Genomic DNA, 12,940 nt, shown 5'->3' with positions numbered 1-12,940 from the left:
CTCCAGAACTGCCGTGATGCCTGCATCAGATCGCCTTCATCACCAACGAAGCATTGGTGCCGCCGAACCCGAACGAGTTGTTCAGGATCGCGTTCACCTTGCGCTCCTTGGCCACGTGCGGAACCAGGTCCACACCGGCGCAATTGTCGCTGGGGTTATCCAGGTTGAGCGTCGGCGGAACGATCCCGTCGCGCATCGCCAGGATGCAGAAGATGGACTCGACCGCGCCCGCGCCGCCCAGCAAGTGGCCGATCGCCGATTTGGTCGAGCTCATCGACACGCCGTCCATCGCGCTGCCGAACAAGCGGCGAACAGCACCCAGTTCGAGTTCGTCACCCAGCGGCGTCGAGGTGCCATGTGCGTTGATGTAATCGATGTCGGACAGGGCGAGCCCGGACTTGCGGAGCGCCATCTCCATCGAACGGAACGCGCCAGACCCTTCGGGGTGCGGTGCGGTCACGTGGTAAGCGTCGCCGGACAGGCCATAGCCGATCACTTCCGCGTAGATCTTGGCGCCGCGCTTCTTGGCGCGCTCATACTCCTCGAGCACCACCACGCCCGCGCCTTCGCCCATGACGAAGCCGTCGCGGTCGCGATCATAGGGGCGGCTGCCTTTCGTGGGATCGTCCCGGAACCCGGTCGACAGCGCCCGCGCCTGACCAAAGCCGGCGATGCCGATCGGGCAGATCGCGCTTTCCGCACCACCGGCAAGCATCACGTCGGCATCGTCCATCGCGATCATCCGCGCGGCGTCGCCGATCGAGTGCGCGCCCGTCGAACAGGCGGTCACCACTGCGTGGTTCGGGCCCATCAGCCCGTACTTGATCGAGACCTGACCCGAGATCAGGTTGATCAGGCGACCATGGACGAAGTGCGGCGACACGCGCTTCGGGCCCTTGGCCGCGAGCACGAGCGACTCGCTCTCGATGCCAGGCAGGCCGCCGATGCCCGAACCGATCGAGCAGCCAGCGCGGAAGCGCTCTTCCTCGGTCATGTCGGTCAGGCCGGCGTCCTCGATCGCCTGGCCGGCCGCGTCGATGCCATAGACGATGAACGGGTCGACCTGGCGCTGAACCTTGTGGTCCACACGCTTGTTCGGGTCGAAACCATATTCATGGTCCGCCGGCTTCACCTCACAAGCATAGTTGGTGTGGAAGTCGGTTGCGTCGAAGCGCTTGATGGTTCCGGCGCCGGACTTCCCGGCAATGATGTTCTTCCAGGCCGTTTCGACCTCGGCACCCAGCGGGGTGACGAGCCCGAGCCCGGTCACGACTACGCGGCGCATGGCAACTCTCCGTCTATGCTCAGAAATGCGAACGGCCCCCCGCCCCTCGCTTGTCGCGGCGGGACGGAGGGCCGTTCTGAATCGGCATCAGCCGCGGCCCCGTCGCGTCACACGACCGGGCCGGCAGAGCTTAGCCCTTGTGCTCGTCGATGTAGCTGATCGCGTCCTTGACGGTCGTGATCTTCTCGGCTGCATCGTCGGGAATCTCGACCCCGAATTCTTCCTCGAAAGCCATGACCAGCTCGACAATGTCGAGGCTGTCCGCGCCCAGGTCGTCGATGAAGCTGGCGTCCTCGGTCACCTTCTCGGCTTCGACGCCCAGATGCTCGACGACGATCTTCTTCACGCGATCGGCGGTCTCGCTCATTCCCTGTTCCTCTTTCAAAATGCAGTAACGCTAAATCCTGAACGCACCTAGAACGCCGTCCCTCCGCTTGCAAGGGGGCCGGCGCGCTGGAGCGTGCCCCGGCTCAGATCATTGCCATCCCGCCATTCACGTGCAGCGTCTGCCCCGTGACATAACCGGCCTCTCGGCTGGCGAGATAAACAACCGCCGCGCCAATGTCTTCGCCGGTCCCAAGATCACCTGCCGGGATCTTGCCGAGCAGCGCCTGCTTCTGCGCGTCGGGCAGCACATCGGTCATTGCCGAGCGGATGAAGCCAGGGGCCACGCAGTTCACGGTGATGCCGCGGCTTCCCAGTTCCTGGGCCATCGCCTTGGACATCCCGACGAGACCGGCCTTGGACGCCGCATAATTCGCCTGCCCCGGGTTGCCGGTCTGGCCTACGATCGAGGTAATCGAGATCATGCGGCCGAACCGCGCCTTCATCATCGGCTTGGCAGCGGCGCGCATCAGGCGAAACGCCGCCTCTAGGTTGACGCGGATCACCTGGTCCCACTCGTCATCCTTCATCCGCATCGTCAGATTGTCGCGGGTCACCCCGGCATTATTGACGAGGATGTCGAACTTGCCGAGCGCCTCGACCGCCTGGGGAACCAGCTGGTCCACCGCGGCAGCGTCCGACAGGTTGCATGGAAGCGCCACATGGTCACCACCAAGCTCTGCCTTAAAAGCCTCGAGCTTTTCGAGGTTCGAGCCCGAAAGTGCGAGCCGGGCGCCCTGCCCTGCAAGCGCCTTGGCGATCGCGGAGCCGATGCCGCCCGATGCGCCGGTCACGAGCGCCGTCATTCCTGTAAGATCGAACATTTCCTGATCCCTGTTCAGAGGCGCGCTGCCAGCGCCTCGATGTCATCCATGGTGACGACGCTGGTCGCGGTCGCATCGGGTGCGGTCCGCTTGACCATCGCGCCAAGAACCTTGCCGCCGAACTCGACGAAATCGGACACGCCGGCGGCCTGCATCGCCAGCACCGACTCCCGCCAGCGGACCATGCCGGTCACCTGCTGCACCAGCGCCACCCGGATCTCGCCGGGGCTCACGATCGCAACGGCGTCGACATTGGCAAAGACCGGGACCAGCGGCGCGCGCAGGTCGGCGTCGAGAAGCGCGTTCTCCATCACCTCGGCCGCCGGCTGCATCAGCGGGCAGTGGAACGGCGCCGACACCGGCAGCAGCAGGGCGCGCTTGGCGCCCATTTCCTTGGCAAGCGCGACGGCGCGCTCGATCGCCTGGCGATGACCGGAAATCACCACCTGGCCCGGATCATTGTCGTTGGCGACGGTCGAGACGAGCTGCGGCCCGCCTTCGGCCAGGATCGAGTCGGCGGCCGCCCCGGCGATCGCCTGGGCCTTTTCCAGGTCGACGCCCAGCAGTGCCGCCATCGCACCCTCGCCCACCGGCACGGCTTCCTGCATTGCCTGGCCGCGCACCTTGAGCAGGCGCGCCGTCGTCGCGAGGTCGAACGTTCCCGCCGCACACAGCGCGGAATACTCGCCGAGCGAATGGCCCGCGACGAAGTCCGCCTTCTCCGCCAGGCGGATACCGCCCTCTCGTTCCAGCACGCGCAACACGGCGATCGCGTTCGCCATGATCGCCGGCTGGGCGTTCTCGGTCAGCATCAGCTCGTCGGCAGGGCCCTCGGTCATCAGCCGGAACAGGCTCTGCCCGAGCGCCTCGTCGACTTCCCCGAATACCTCGCGAGCGTGGGGCGACGCGGCCGCAAGCGCGGCACCCATGCCGACCGACTGGCTGCCCTGCCCCGGAAAGATGAAAGCGCGCACGTACCTCTCCTTGAATTCCATCGCGCGGGTTAGGCCGAGGGACAAGATGAACGCAACCCCGCGAACGGCGACAGATTGCGACCATTTCATGCCGATCGCGACAAACGCCTGCGACACGCCGGGCCCAATTTGTCTTCATCGCCACTGAGGGCGGTCAAGGAGTTGTCCCATGAAGAAGTTCGTTCTCGCCGCCGTCGCTGCTTCGCTGCTCGCGACGCCCGCCATGGCCGCGCCGCAGCGCTCGGATCATGGAGCACACCGGACCGTCGAGCGCACGACTACCGTGCAGCGCAAGGTGGTCCGCAACGCCCAGCCGCAATTCGCCCGCGGCAATGACAATCGTAACTGGAATAACACCCGCTATGCGCAGACCAACCGCAACTGGAAGCGGGGCGAGCGCTTCGACAATCGCTATGCGACCAACTATCGCCAGGTCGATTATCGTCGCAATGGCCGGCTCTACGCCCCGCCCAGCGGCTATCAGTGGGTGCAGTCGGGCAACGACGCAGTGCTGGTCGCACTTGCCAGCGGCCTGATCGGCGCGGTGATCGGTGGCGTCCTGGCCAACTGATCGGCACTAAATGCCTTGCCTTCCGCCGCTTTTGCGGTACAGGCACGGGTCCTCGGGGGTGGAAGGCGCGTCCTTCCGCCCTCGTTTGATTTCGGGACGACAGCCGGAGGGGCGCCGCATGGGGCGGCGTCAGCGATCGGCCAACATAGGTAAGCAGCATGGCTCTGTACGAGCATGTGTTCCTTGCGCGCCAGGATCTGGCACAGGCGCAGGTGGACCAGCTGGCGGAAAACGCCACGAAGATCATCGAAGAGAATAACGGCCGCGTCGTGAAGACGGAGACCTGGGGGCTGCGTTCGCTGGCCTACCGGATCGCCAAGAACCGCAAGGCCCACTACGTGATGCTCGAAATCGACGCCCCCGCGGGTGTTGTCGCAGAGCTGGAGCGCCAGACCCAGATCAACGAGGACGTGATCCGCTTCATGACCGTCAAGGTCGACAAGCTGGAAGAGGGTCCGACCGTGATGATGCGCAAGAGCGAGCGTTCGGAGCGTGGCGACCGTGGTGGTCGTGGCCGCGACCGTGACGATCGTGGTCCGCGCGAAGACCGCGCCCCGCGCCGCGAAGAAGCGTAAAGGAGCAGCATCATGGCACGACCGTTTTTCCGCCGCCGCAAGAGCTGCCCCTTCTCGGGCAAGGACGCTCCCCGGATCGACTATAAGGACGTCCGTCTGCTGCAGGGCTTTGTGTCCGAGCGTGGCAAGATCGTCCCGTCGCGCATCACTTCGGTGAGCGCAAAGAAGCAGCGCGAGCTCGCCCAGGCGATCAAGCGTGCACGCCACCTGGGCCTGCTGCCCTACATCGTGAAGTAAGGAGCGCCCACATGGACGTTATTCTGCTGGAGCGCGTCGAGAAGCTCGGCCACATCGGCGACGTGGTGAAGGTAAAGGACGGCTTTGCCCGTAACTTCCTTCTGCCGCGCAAGAAGGCGCTGCGCGCCAACGAAGCCAACCGCAAGGTTTTCGAAGCCAACCGCGAGCGCATCGAGGCCGACAACGCTTCGCGCCGCACCGACGCACAGGCCGAGGCCAAGACGCTGGAAGGCGTTTCGGTCACGCTGATCCGTCAGGCATCGAACACCGGTCAGCTGTACGGCTCGGTCGCAGTCCGCGACCTGGTCGAGGTGCTGGTCGCCGACGGCCACAAGGTCAACAAGGCACAGGTCGTGCTCGACCGTCCGATCAAGACGATCGGCGTGCACGACGTGCGCGTGGCCCTGCACCCGGAAGTCGCGGTGACCGTCAAGGTCAACGTGGCCCGCTCGCCGGAAGAGGCCGAGATGCAGGCGCAGGGCGTCGACGTGATGGCTGCGATGTTCGAACAGGACACCGCCGGCTTCACCGAGGACTATGACCCCAACGCCGAGCCGGGCGAGATCGCGCGCGACGAAGCGCCGGTCGAGGGCGAAGAAGCCTAAGCCCAACGCGGCAACGTAAAAAAGAAGGGCCGTCGGGATCATCCCGGCGGCCCTTTCTTTGTGCCCGTGAACGCCCCGCCAGCCTGTGCGTAGCGGCGCGCTTAGGTCGCGATCAATGAACCATGATGTAGGCGCTGACTACCGCCACAAACGGGACTGATGCGAACACTACGGGAAACAACTTTAACATCGTAAATCACCTACAAGGTTGTCAGTTGCTCAATGCGCCGGAACCGAAAAGGTTGCCCAAACATGAACGAGCGCGCTGGTCGTCAGGCAACAGCGTCGTCTCGGGTGGATGGCCTGCACCCACCTATCCGGCACTTTTTCGGCGCCGTAATAGATACTTGGCAAAAACCTGCCTCGCCCTGCAATTGCATGCTTGACGCCTTGCGCCCCCACCCGTAAACGGCCCCCTCCAAGCGATTGGCCCCTTCGTCTAGCGGTTAGGACGTCGCCCTCTCACGGCGAAAACACGAGTTCGATTCTCGTAGGGGTCACCATGGACAACCAGCGACATCGCAGCTGATACGCGTCACCGAATACGGTTGGACGCTTCTTCCGTGCGCACGTTCCCGAGGACCCGCCTGACAGCTAGTGTCGGCTGGTAGGGGGCGCTAAAGTCGCGGAGCGAAGCGCAACCGCCGCCGGCCGACTTCACGGCAGTTTATGGCGCCTGGCTGCGTCGCGATCGGCGCCAAGCCGACCTTCGCTTGAGATCGCGCAGAACCAGAGATACCAGGCCCCTGCGCACAGGAATGCCATCAGCAACGCCGCCACGACATAGACGAGAATCAGCACCGTCTCCACGATTGCACCTTCCTGTCGCCCGCCCGCTGCACGGGATCAGATGGGGGCACGAAGCATGCTGGCTAATTGCGGGATGTACCTAGCCACCAGCCGCCGCCGGGATTGCCACCATGAGGGGCAATATGGGGGTGGATGGTACCGCGGACGCTCCACGAGCCCGAAGCCGGCGCAGGGCGACGGGAGGAATCAGGGCGAGCGGACAGCGCTACCTAAGGGCTTCTACCGATAGGACGACCCGCCGGAGGTTGTAGGCATAGTACAGCCTTCATCGTTCGGAGCCACGATGCGGCTAGGCTCGGCGGGGTCTTGGCAGCTCCCGCCGAGCCGCCTTACCCCTGCGCTTGCAGATCGCTCTCGAACGCGCGCATCTCAACCGTAAACCGAACCGGGCCGTGCTCCTCCGACACCTGCACCTGACATCCACATGCGGAGGACGATGCCTCGTCGCGCTCACGAAGCAGCTCGGTGATGTAATTCACCGCTGTCCGCTTCGCCTGTCCGTAGTCCGTACATTCAAAGAGGTCGGCAGAGGGGGCGTCCGAACCATCGTCTACAACAAACCGGTATCTGGGCACGGGCGTGTCCTTACAGGAGCTTGACCATGTGCGCCTTATCGGCCCCGGCAGTTGAACGTGACTTGAACTAGATGGTGAACCCGCCGCATCGCGATTCGCCGGACTGGTGGGGGACGGCAGAAGCCTTTAGCGCATCAGTCCCGCACTGCGCAGGGCATCTTCGATGATCTGTTGAACGCCGGTTGCAGGCTGCGGACTTTGGCTGGCTGCCGTCGCGGCTTCATCGGAACGGGCACGGCCCGGCACCTGAACGGCCAGCGTCGCGGTGCGCCCCGCGATGACACCCCCGGCGGACGAAGGCTGACGCCATGCCGTACTGCCGTCCATCAAGCCCCAGAAGGCGGCGATCCGCCGGGTGGAGGAGATGCCGGCTTCGAGCATGAACGGGCCTGCCACGCCGCAGGCGTCGGCGCCGGTGGTGCTCAGGGGTGTGCCGTGGCCCAGGCTGGCGATGCGGTGCTCCTCGATGACCTCCCGCCCCTCCGCGTTGCGCCACACCCGCCGCGGGTGCCCGGCGACGGTTTCGGTGTAGGTCGGCGTAGGGGATACGCCGTGCAGCGCCCGCCATTGCTCGATCACCAACCCTGCATTCGCGGGGCTCACCGTCATGTCGCTGCCGCCGTGCCACACGGAGATGGTGGGCCATGGCCCGGCGTGGTCCGATGCCGAAGCGACCAGCTGGCCCAATCCCGCCCCGGCGGGACCGCCGTGCGCACGCATGCGATCGAACGCCTCCGGAACCGAATTGGCAGTGCCATAAGGGAGGCCTGCGATGATCGCGCCGCCCGCGAACACTTCCGGATAGGTCGCGAGCATGACCGAGGTCATCGCGCCGCCCGCGGACAGCCCGGTGACGAACACCCGGCTCGCGTCGAGCTTGTGCGCCGAAAGCATCGCGGAAACCATCTGCCGGATGGACAGGGCCTCGCCGGATGCGCGCCGGGTATCCTCGGCATTGAACCAGTTGAAACACAGGTTCGCATTGTTCGCGCGCTGCTGCTCCGGGAACAGCACGGCGAAGCCCTGCTCGTCTGCCAGGCGCGACCATCCGGAACCATGATCATAGCCCGCCGCCGTCTGGGTGCAGCCATGCAGGACGACCACCAGGGCCGCACCTTCGGTCAGTCCTTCAGGGACGTAATGGCGCGCCTTCAGTGCTCCGGGATTCGAACCGAACGCACGCAGGTCCGAGAGACGATCAACGCCCTCCCCGCCACTCGCGGCGTCGGTCCTGCCTCGAAGGGCAGCAAGGCGGGTGAGCGTGTCGTTCAGGCTTCGCATCCGGGCTCTCCTGCCCTGGCGGAGGCCACGGCAATGCAGAACGGCCATGAGACGATGTGGCGTTGCTGCATTGCACAATGTTGTGCAGCGACAGCCGCTGCGCAAGCTTGGGGGCCGTAAATAGTGGGACTGCAAGAGCGTGGAAGGGCGCCCTTGCAGTCGTTTAGCGCCGCCGCACCGCCATCATGCCTGGCTCTGCCAACCTCCACCGAGCGCCCGGAACAGGTCGACCTGCGTCTGGGCAATGAACGCGTCCGCGCTGGCCAGCGTCGCTTCTGCGTCCGCAAAGGTCCGCTCGGCGTCCAGCAGGGCGAGCGAATCGATGTCGCCCTCCCGCTGCCGAGCGCGGGCGATGTTCACGGCCGCCTCGGCTTCGTTCCGCGCAGCCTGCAATGCGGTGCGCCGGTCCAGTGCATGGCCATAGGCGGACAGTGCCGTCTCGGTCTCCTGCAGTGCCCGCAGGACGGAGCCGTCGAAGTCGGCCAGCGCCTCCCTGCTCTCCGCCTCTGCCGCTGCGACCCGCGCGCGTGCGGGCCCCGGGTTGATCGCCCAGTTGATCAGGCCGCCGACCAGCCACCGCAGCGGCCCAGCTCCGAACACGTCGCCGATGTCCGTACCCGTCGAACCGCCCGATGCTCCCAGGCTGATCCGCGGATAGAGATCCGCCGTCGCCACGCCGATCCGGGCGGTGGAAGCCGCCAGGCGACGCTCGGCCGCCCGCACATCCGGGCGCCGCGCCAGCAGGGCGGCACCGTCTCCCACAGGGATTGGCTGGCTGAGGCGCAAGGTCGTCGTCCGGGCTCCCGCCACGGGCGGCAGGTCGGCAGGCGTCCGCCCGGTCAGCAACGCAAGCCGGAACAGCGCCGCGTCCCGCTCTGCCTGCAACGAGGGCACGTCGGCTTGGCGTTCGTTGCGGAGCGCACCGATGCGGGCGGTGTCGAGCCGCGTCCCCTCGCCGACACTCCGGCGCCGCTCGGTAAGGTCGAGGGACTGGTCGAGCAGCCGGACGATCCGCTCCGCCACGCGCAGCCGCTCGGCGGCCGAGGCCGCATCGGCATAGGCGCGGGTGGTCTCCGCGACGATGGCCACGCGAACCGCCTCCGCGTCCGCCTCCGCAGCGCCGACGTCGCCTTGCGCGGCTTCCACCCCGCGGGAGAGGCGACCGAACACGTCCGCCTCATAGCTCACGCTCAGCCCGGCATCGATCTGCCAGTTCTCACGCGACAATCCGGGCACCCGCTGGATCTGCGGCGTGCGGCCATAGTTCGCGCCGGCCTGGAGGTTCGCCTGGGGAAGCCGATCGGCACGTGCGCCGCGCAGCAAGGCACGGGCCCGCTCGATCCGGGCGGCCGCCGCCCGCACGTCCGTGTTGGCGGCCAGTGCATCGGCCACCAGCTGGTCGAGCACCGGATCGTCGTAGAGCCGCCACCAGTCGCCCTTCACGGGCTCCAGGCTGACCGCCGGGGTGACGGCGATGAAATTGCCCCCGGCGCTCTGCGGACGGCTGGGCGCCTTGTAGTCGGGGCCGACCGCGCAGGCGCTCAGCGCCAGCAGCGACGTGGTTGCCAGAATGAAACGCATCATGCCCTCCTTATTCAGCGGGCTGGAGGTGAGGTGCCGCACCGTCGTCGGACGCCTTGCGCGCGCGACGGCGAGCAATGCGATCTCCGAAGCCGCGGCAGACGACGTAGAAGGTCGGCGTGAACAGCAGGCCGAAGGCGGTGACGCCCATCATCCCGAAGAACACGGCGGTCCCGAGCGCCTGGCGAAGCTCTGCACCGGCACCGCTGGCGATCAGCAACGGCACGGAGCCGAGGATGAAAGCGAACGACGTCATCAGGATCGGCCGCAGTCGGTCATGCGCGGCCCGCACGGCCGCATCGACCGTCGACAGGCCGTCATCTTCCGCCTGCTTGGCGAACTCCACCACCAGGATGGCGTTCTTCGCCGCGAGCGCGATCAGCACGACCAGGCCGATCTGGGTGAGGACGTTGTTGTCCATGCCCCGCAGGTTCACCCCGGCCATGGCCGCGAGCAGACACATCGGCACGATCAGGATGATCGCCAGCGGCATCGTCAGGCTTTCGTACTGCGCGGCCAGCACCAGGAAGACGAACAGCACGGCCAGGGCGAAGACCAGGCCCGCGGTGCTTCCCGCCATCTTCTGCTGGAAGGCGATGCCCGTCCACTCGGCCTCATATCCGGCCGGAAGTTCGCTCGCGAGCTTCTCCATCGTCAACAGCGATCGGCCCGAGCTGTAGCCAGGGGCAGTATCGCCATCGACCTCCACCGCCGGGAACAGGTTGTAGCGCGTCACGCGATACGGGCCCGTCTTGTTCTCGAAAGTGGAGACGGACCCGATCGGCACCATCGCCCCGCTGTCCGACCGCGTCTTGAGGTTGGCGATGTCCGCTTCGGTCGAACGGAACGGTGCATCGGCTTGAGCCGTCACGCGATATGTGCGTCCCAACATGTTGAAGTCGTTCACGAACGTCGAACCGAGATAGACGTTGAGTGCCTCGAACACCCGCTCCGGCGGAACCCCGAGCAGGTTCGCCTTGCGCCGGTCGATGTCCGCGAACACGCGCGGGGTCGCCGTGTTGAAGAAGGTGTAGATCTGCTGCAGGCCTTCGGTCTGGTTGGCCTTTCCGATCAGGCCGAACGCCTCCTTGCCGAGGTCCGCATAGCCATGCTCGCCGCGGTCCTGGATCATCATCCGATAGCCACCGGCAGAACCAATGCCCTGGATCAGCGGCGGCGGCACGACGAGCAGCATCGCCTCATTGATGTCGGCCGTCCGCTTGCGCGCTTCGTCCATGATGCCCGCATAGGTGACGCCGAGCTTCTTGCGCTCCTCGAACGACTGCAGCGGGACATAGGCGGCGGCGCTGTTGGGTGCGAGCGTCTGCGACGGCCCGTCGAAGCCGGCGAGCATCACGGAACCCTTCACGCCCTTGATGGGCAGGATCCGGGCGACGACCTTGCGCATCACCTCGTCCGTCCGCTCGAGCGACGAGCCCGGCGGCAGCTGGATGACAGTCAGGAAATAGCCCTGGTCCTGTGCGGGGATGAAGCCTACCGGCGTTACCCAGAACAGCCCGACCGTCGCGGCGATCAATCCGGCATAGGTGAGCATCATCCGCTTGGGACGCGTCACCAGCACCCGAGTAAGGCGGCTGTAGCCGTGGCTCATCCGGTCGAAGCCGCGGTTGAACGCGTCTGCGGCGCGGCTGGTGATGCGCCCGATGCGGCCTTTGGCCTCTCCCTCATGGTGCCGGAGCAGGACGGCCGCGAGTGCCGGCGACAGCGTGAGCGAGACGAGCAGCGAGATGGCGGTAGCGACCGAAATAGTTACCGCAAACTGCTTGTAGAATGCGCCCGACAGGCCGTTCAGGAACAGCGTCGGCAGGAACACCGCGAGCAGCACCAGCACGATCGCAACCAGCGCGCCCGACACTTCGTCCATCGACGTCTGTGCCGCCTCCAGCGGGGTCATCCCCCGCGCGAGGTTGCGCTCCACATTCTCGACCACGACGATGGCATCGTCGACGACGATACCGATCGCCAGCACCAGGCCGAACAGCGAGAGGTTGTTGAGCGAATAGCCAAGCGGCAGCAGCACCGCCATCGTGCCGATCAACGATACCGGGATCGCGACCACCGGGATGATCGCAGCCCGCCACTTCTGCAGGAACACGATCACGACCAGGACGACGAGCAGCACCGCCTCGCCCAGGGTGTGATACACGGCATCGATCGACTGGGAAATGAACTCGGTGGGATTGTAAATGACGCGATATTCCAGACCCTTGGGAAAGTCCTTTGACATCGCCTCGAGTTCGTTCTGGACGGCGGTGGCTGCCGCAAGCGCGTTCGAGCCCGGCCGCTGGAACACCGCCAGGATCACGGTCGGCTGGTTCGAAAGATACGTGTTGGACGAATAATCCGCCGCCCCCAGTTCTACGCGGGCCACATCGCTGACGCGGACCTGGCGACCGTCGGGATCGCTGCGAATGACGACCTGGCCGAATTCCGCCGGGTCCTTCAGGCGTCCTTGCGTCTCAATGTTGAGCTGGAACGCGTTGCCGCTGGGCGCCGAGCCCGGCTGACCGAGCGAACCGGCCGCCACCTGGATATTCTGACCGCGGAGCGCCTGGACGATATCGCCCGCCGTCAGGTTCAGGGCTGCAGCCCGACCCGGATCGATCCAGACGCGCATGGCAAAGTCGCGCGCACCGAACATGCGAACGTCACCGACCCCGTCGATACGCGCAAGCCGGTCCTTCACCTGTGTGAGGGCGTAGTTGGAGATGTAGCTCCGGTCGATCGACTTGTCCGGCGAGATCAGGTTGACCACCATCAGGAAGTCCGGCGTGGTCTTGCGCGTCACGACGCCCAGCCGCTGAACTTCCTCCGGCAAGCGCGGGATCGCGACGGCGACGCGGTTCTGCACCAGCACCTGCGCGGCATCGAGGTTCGTGCCCGACTTGAACGTGACGGTGATCGTCACATTGCCGTCACCGGTCGACTGCGACGACTGATAGAGCATGTCGTCGACGCCGTTGATCTCCTGCTCGATGGGAGCAGCAACGGTTTCGGCAACGGTCTCAGCCGACGCACCGGGATAGCTCGCCGTCACCGTGACGGTCGGCGGCACGATGTCGGGATACTGGGAAATCGGAAGCGCGAGATAGGCAATGGCACCGATGATCGTGATCACGATCGCGATGACCGCCGCGAAGATCGGGCGCGTGATGAAGAACCGCGAGAGGCGCATGGGGCCACTCCTCGTCAAAGGATCAAAAAGGGGGTGTCAGCC

At 65.8% G+C, this 12,940-nt stretch carries 13 protein-coding genes and 1 tRNA gene; 5 read left to right on the top strand and 9 right to left on the bottom strand.

The window, feature by feature from the left end; genetic code table 11:
- Nucleotides 1–25: 25 nt before the first annotated feature.
- The 4 genes from fabF to fabD all read right to left on the bottom strand — a co-directional run bounded on the left by fabF (nt 26) and on the right by fabD (nt 3,467).
- Complete coding sequence (gene fabF / locus QP045_RS03540) at nt 26–1,285, bottom strand: beta-ketoacyl-ACP synthase II (RefSeq protein WP_422513583.1); 1,260 nt, start codon at nt 1,283–1,285, stop codon at nt 26–28.
- Nucleotides 1,286–1,415: 130 nt separating this feature from the next.
- On the bottom strand, nt 1,416–1,652 hold the full coding sequence (locus QP045_RS03535; RefSeq protein ID WP_299650314.1) for an acyl carrier protein: 237 nt from the start codon (nt 1,650–1,652) through the stop codon (nt 1,416–1,418).
- Nucleotides 1,653–1,755: 103 nt separating this feature from the next.
- Nucleotides 1,756–2,493, bottom strand: a complete 738-nt coding sequence (fabG, locus tag QP045_RS03530; RefSeq protein WP_422513582.1) for a 3-oxoacyl-[acyl-carrier-protein] reductase — start codon at nt 2,491–2,493, stop codon at nt 1,756–1,758.
- 14 nt (nt 2,494–2,507) lie between these two features.
- A complete protein-coding gene (fabD, locus tag QP045_RS03525) occupies nt 2,508–3,467 on the bottom strand; it encodes an ACP S-malonyltransferase (RefSeq protein WP_422513581.1) in 960 nt (319 codons plus the stop codon).
- A 169-nt stretch (nt 3,468–3,636) separates the two neighbouring features.
- Between fabD and QP045_RS03520 the strand changes: the two genes are divergently transcribed.
- The 5 genes from QP045_RS03520 to QP045_RS03500 all read left to right on the top strand — a co-directional run bounded on the left by QP045_RS03520 (nt 3,637) and on the right by QP045_RS03500 (nt 5,958).
- The gene (locus tag QP045_RS03520; protein ID WP_422513580.1) at nt 3,637–4,038 is read left to right on the top strand and encodes an RcnB family protein; all 402 of its coding nucleotides are present in this window, start codon (nt 3,637–3,639) and stop codon (nt 4,036–4,038) included.
- 158 nt (nt 4,039–4,196) lie between these two features.
- On the top strand, nt 4,197–4,613 hold the full coding sequence (gene rpsF / locus QP045_RS03515; protein WP_422513579.1) for a 30S ribosomal protein S6: 417 nt from the start codon (nt 4,197–4,199) through the stop codon (nt 4,611–4,613).
- Between the two features lie 12 nt (nt 4,614–4,625).
- Nucleotides 4,626–4,850, top strand: coding sequence for a 30S ribosomal protein S18 (gene rpsR / locus QP045_RS03510; protein ID WP_125959570.1), 225 nt, complete (start codon nt 4,626–4,628; stop codon nt 4,848–4,850).
- 11 nt (nt 4,851–4,861) lie between these two features.
- Nucleotides 4,862–5,455: a 50S ribosomal protein L9 gene (gene rplI, locus QP045_RS03505; protein WP_422513578.1), complete on the top strand. Its 594-nt coding sequence runs from the start codon at nt 4,862–4,864 to the stop codon at nt 5,453–5,455.
- A gap of 428 nt (nt 5,456–5,883) precedes the next feature.
- Nucleotides 5,884–5,958: transfer RNA gene (locus tag QP045_RS03500), tRNA-Glu, on the top strand.
- Nucleotides 5,959–6,112: 154 nt separating this feature from the next.
- Here the strand turns inward: QP045_RS03500 and QP045_RS03495 are convergent.
- From QP045_RS03495 to QP045_RS03475, 5 genes are all read right to left on the bottom strand, one after another.
- Nucleotides 6,113–6,265, bottom strand: coding sequence for a hypothetical protein (locus tag QP045_RS03495; RefSeq protein WP_422513577.1), 153 nt, complete (start codon nt 6,263–6,265; stop codon nt 6,113–6,115).
- Between the two features lie 329 nt (nt 6,266–6,594).
- On the bottom strand, nt 6,595–6,840 hold the full coding sequence (locus QP045_RS03490) for a DUF6894 family protein (RefSeq protein ID WP_422513576.1): 246 nt from the start codon (nt 6,838–6,840) through the stop codon (nt 6,595–6,597).
- 126 nt (nt 6,841–6,966) lie between these two features.
- Nucleotides 6,967–8,121 carry an alpha/beta hydrolase family esterase gene (locus QP045_RS03485; RefSeq protein WP_422513575.1) on the bottom strand — a complete coding sequence of 385 codons (1,155 nt, stop codon included), beginning with the start codon at nt 8,119–8,121 and terminating at the stop codon, nt 6,967–6,969.
- 183 nt (nt 8,122–8,304) lie between these two features.
- Entirely contained in the window at nt 8,305–9,705 is a 1,401-nt protein-coding gene (locus tag QP045_RS03480; protein ID WP_422513574.1) for an efflux transporter outer membrane subunit, read from the bottom strand.
- A gap of 7 nt (nt 9,706–9,712) precedes the next feature.
- Nucleotides 9,713–12,898: an efflux RND transporter permease subunit gene (locus tag QP045_RS03475; RefSeq protein WP_422513573.1), complete on the bottom strand. Its 3,186-nt coding sequence runs from the start codon at nt 12,896–12,898 to the stop codon at nt 9,713–9,715.
- Between the last annotated feature and the right edge of the window lie 42 nt (nt 12,899–12,940).

Origin of the sequence: Sphingomonas sp. 3-13AW (genome assembly GCF_049311085.1) — a bacterium.
In the GTDB taxonomy this organism is placed as follows: Bacteria; Pseudomonadota; Alphaproteobacteria; order Sphingomonadales; family Sphingomonadaceae; genus Sphingomonas.
This window is presented reverse-complemented; position numbering and strand designations above follow the sequence as displayed.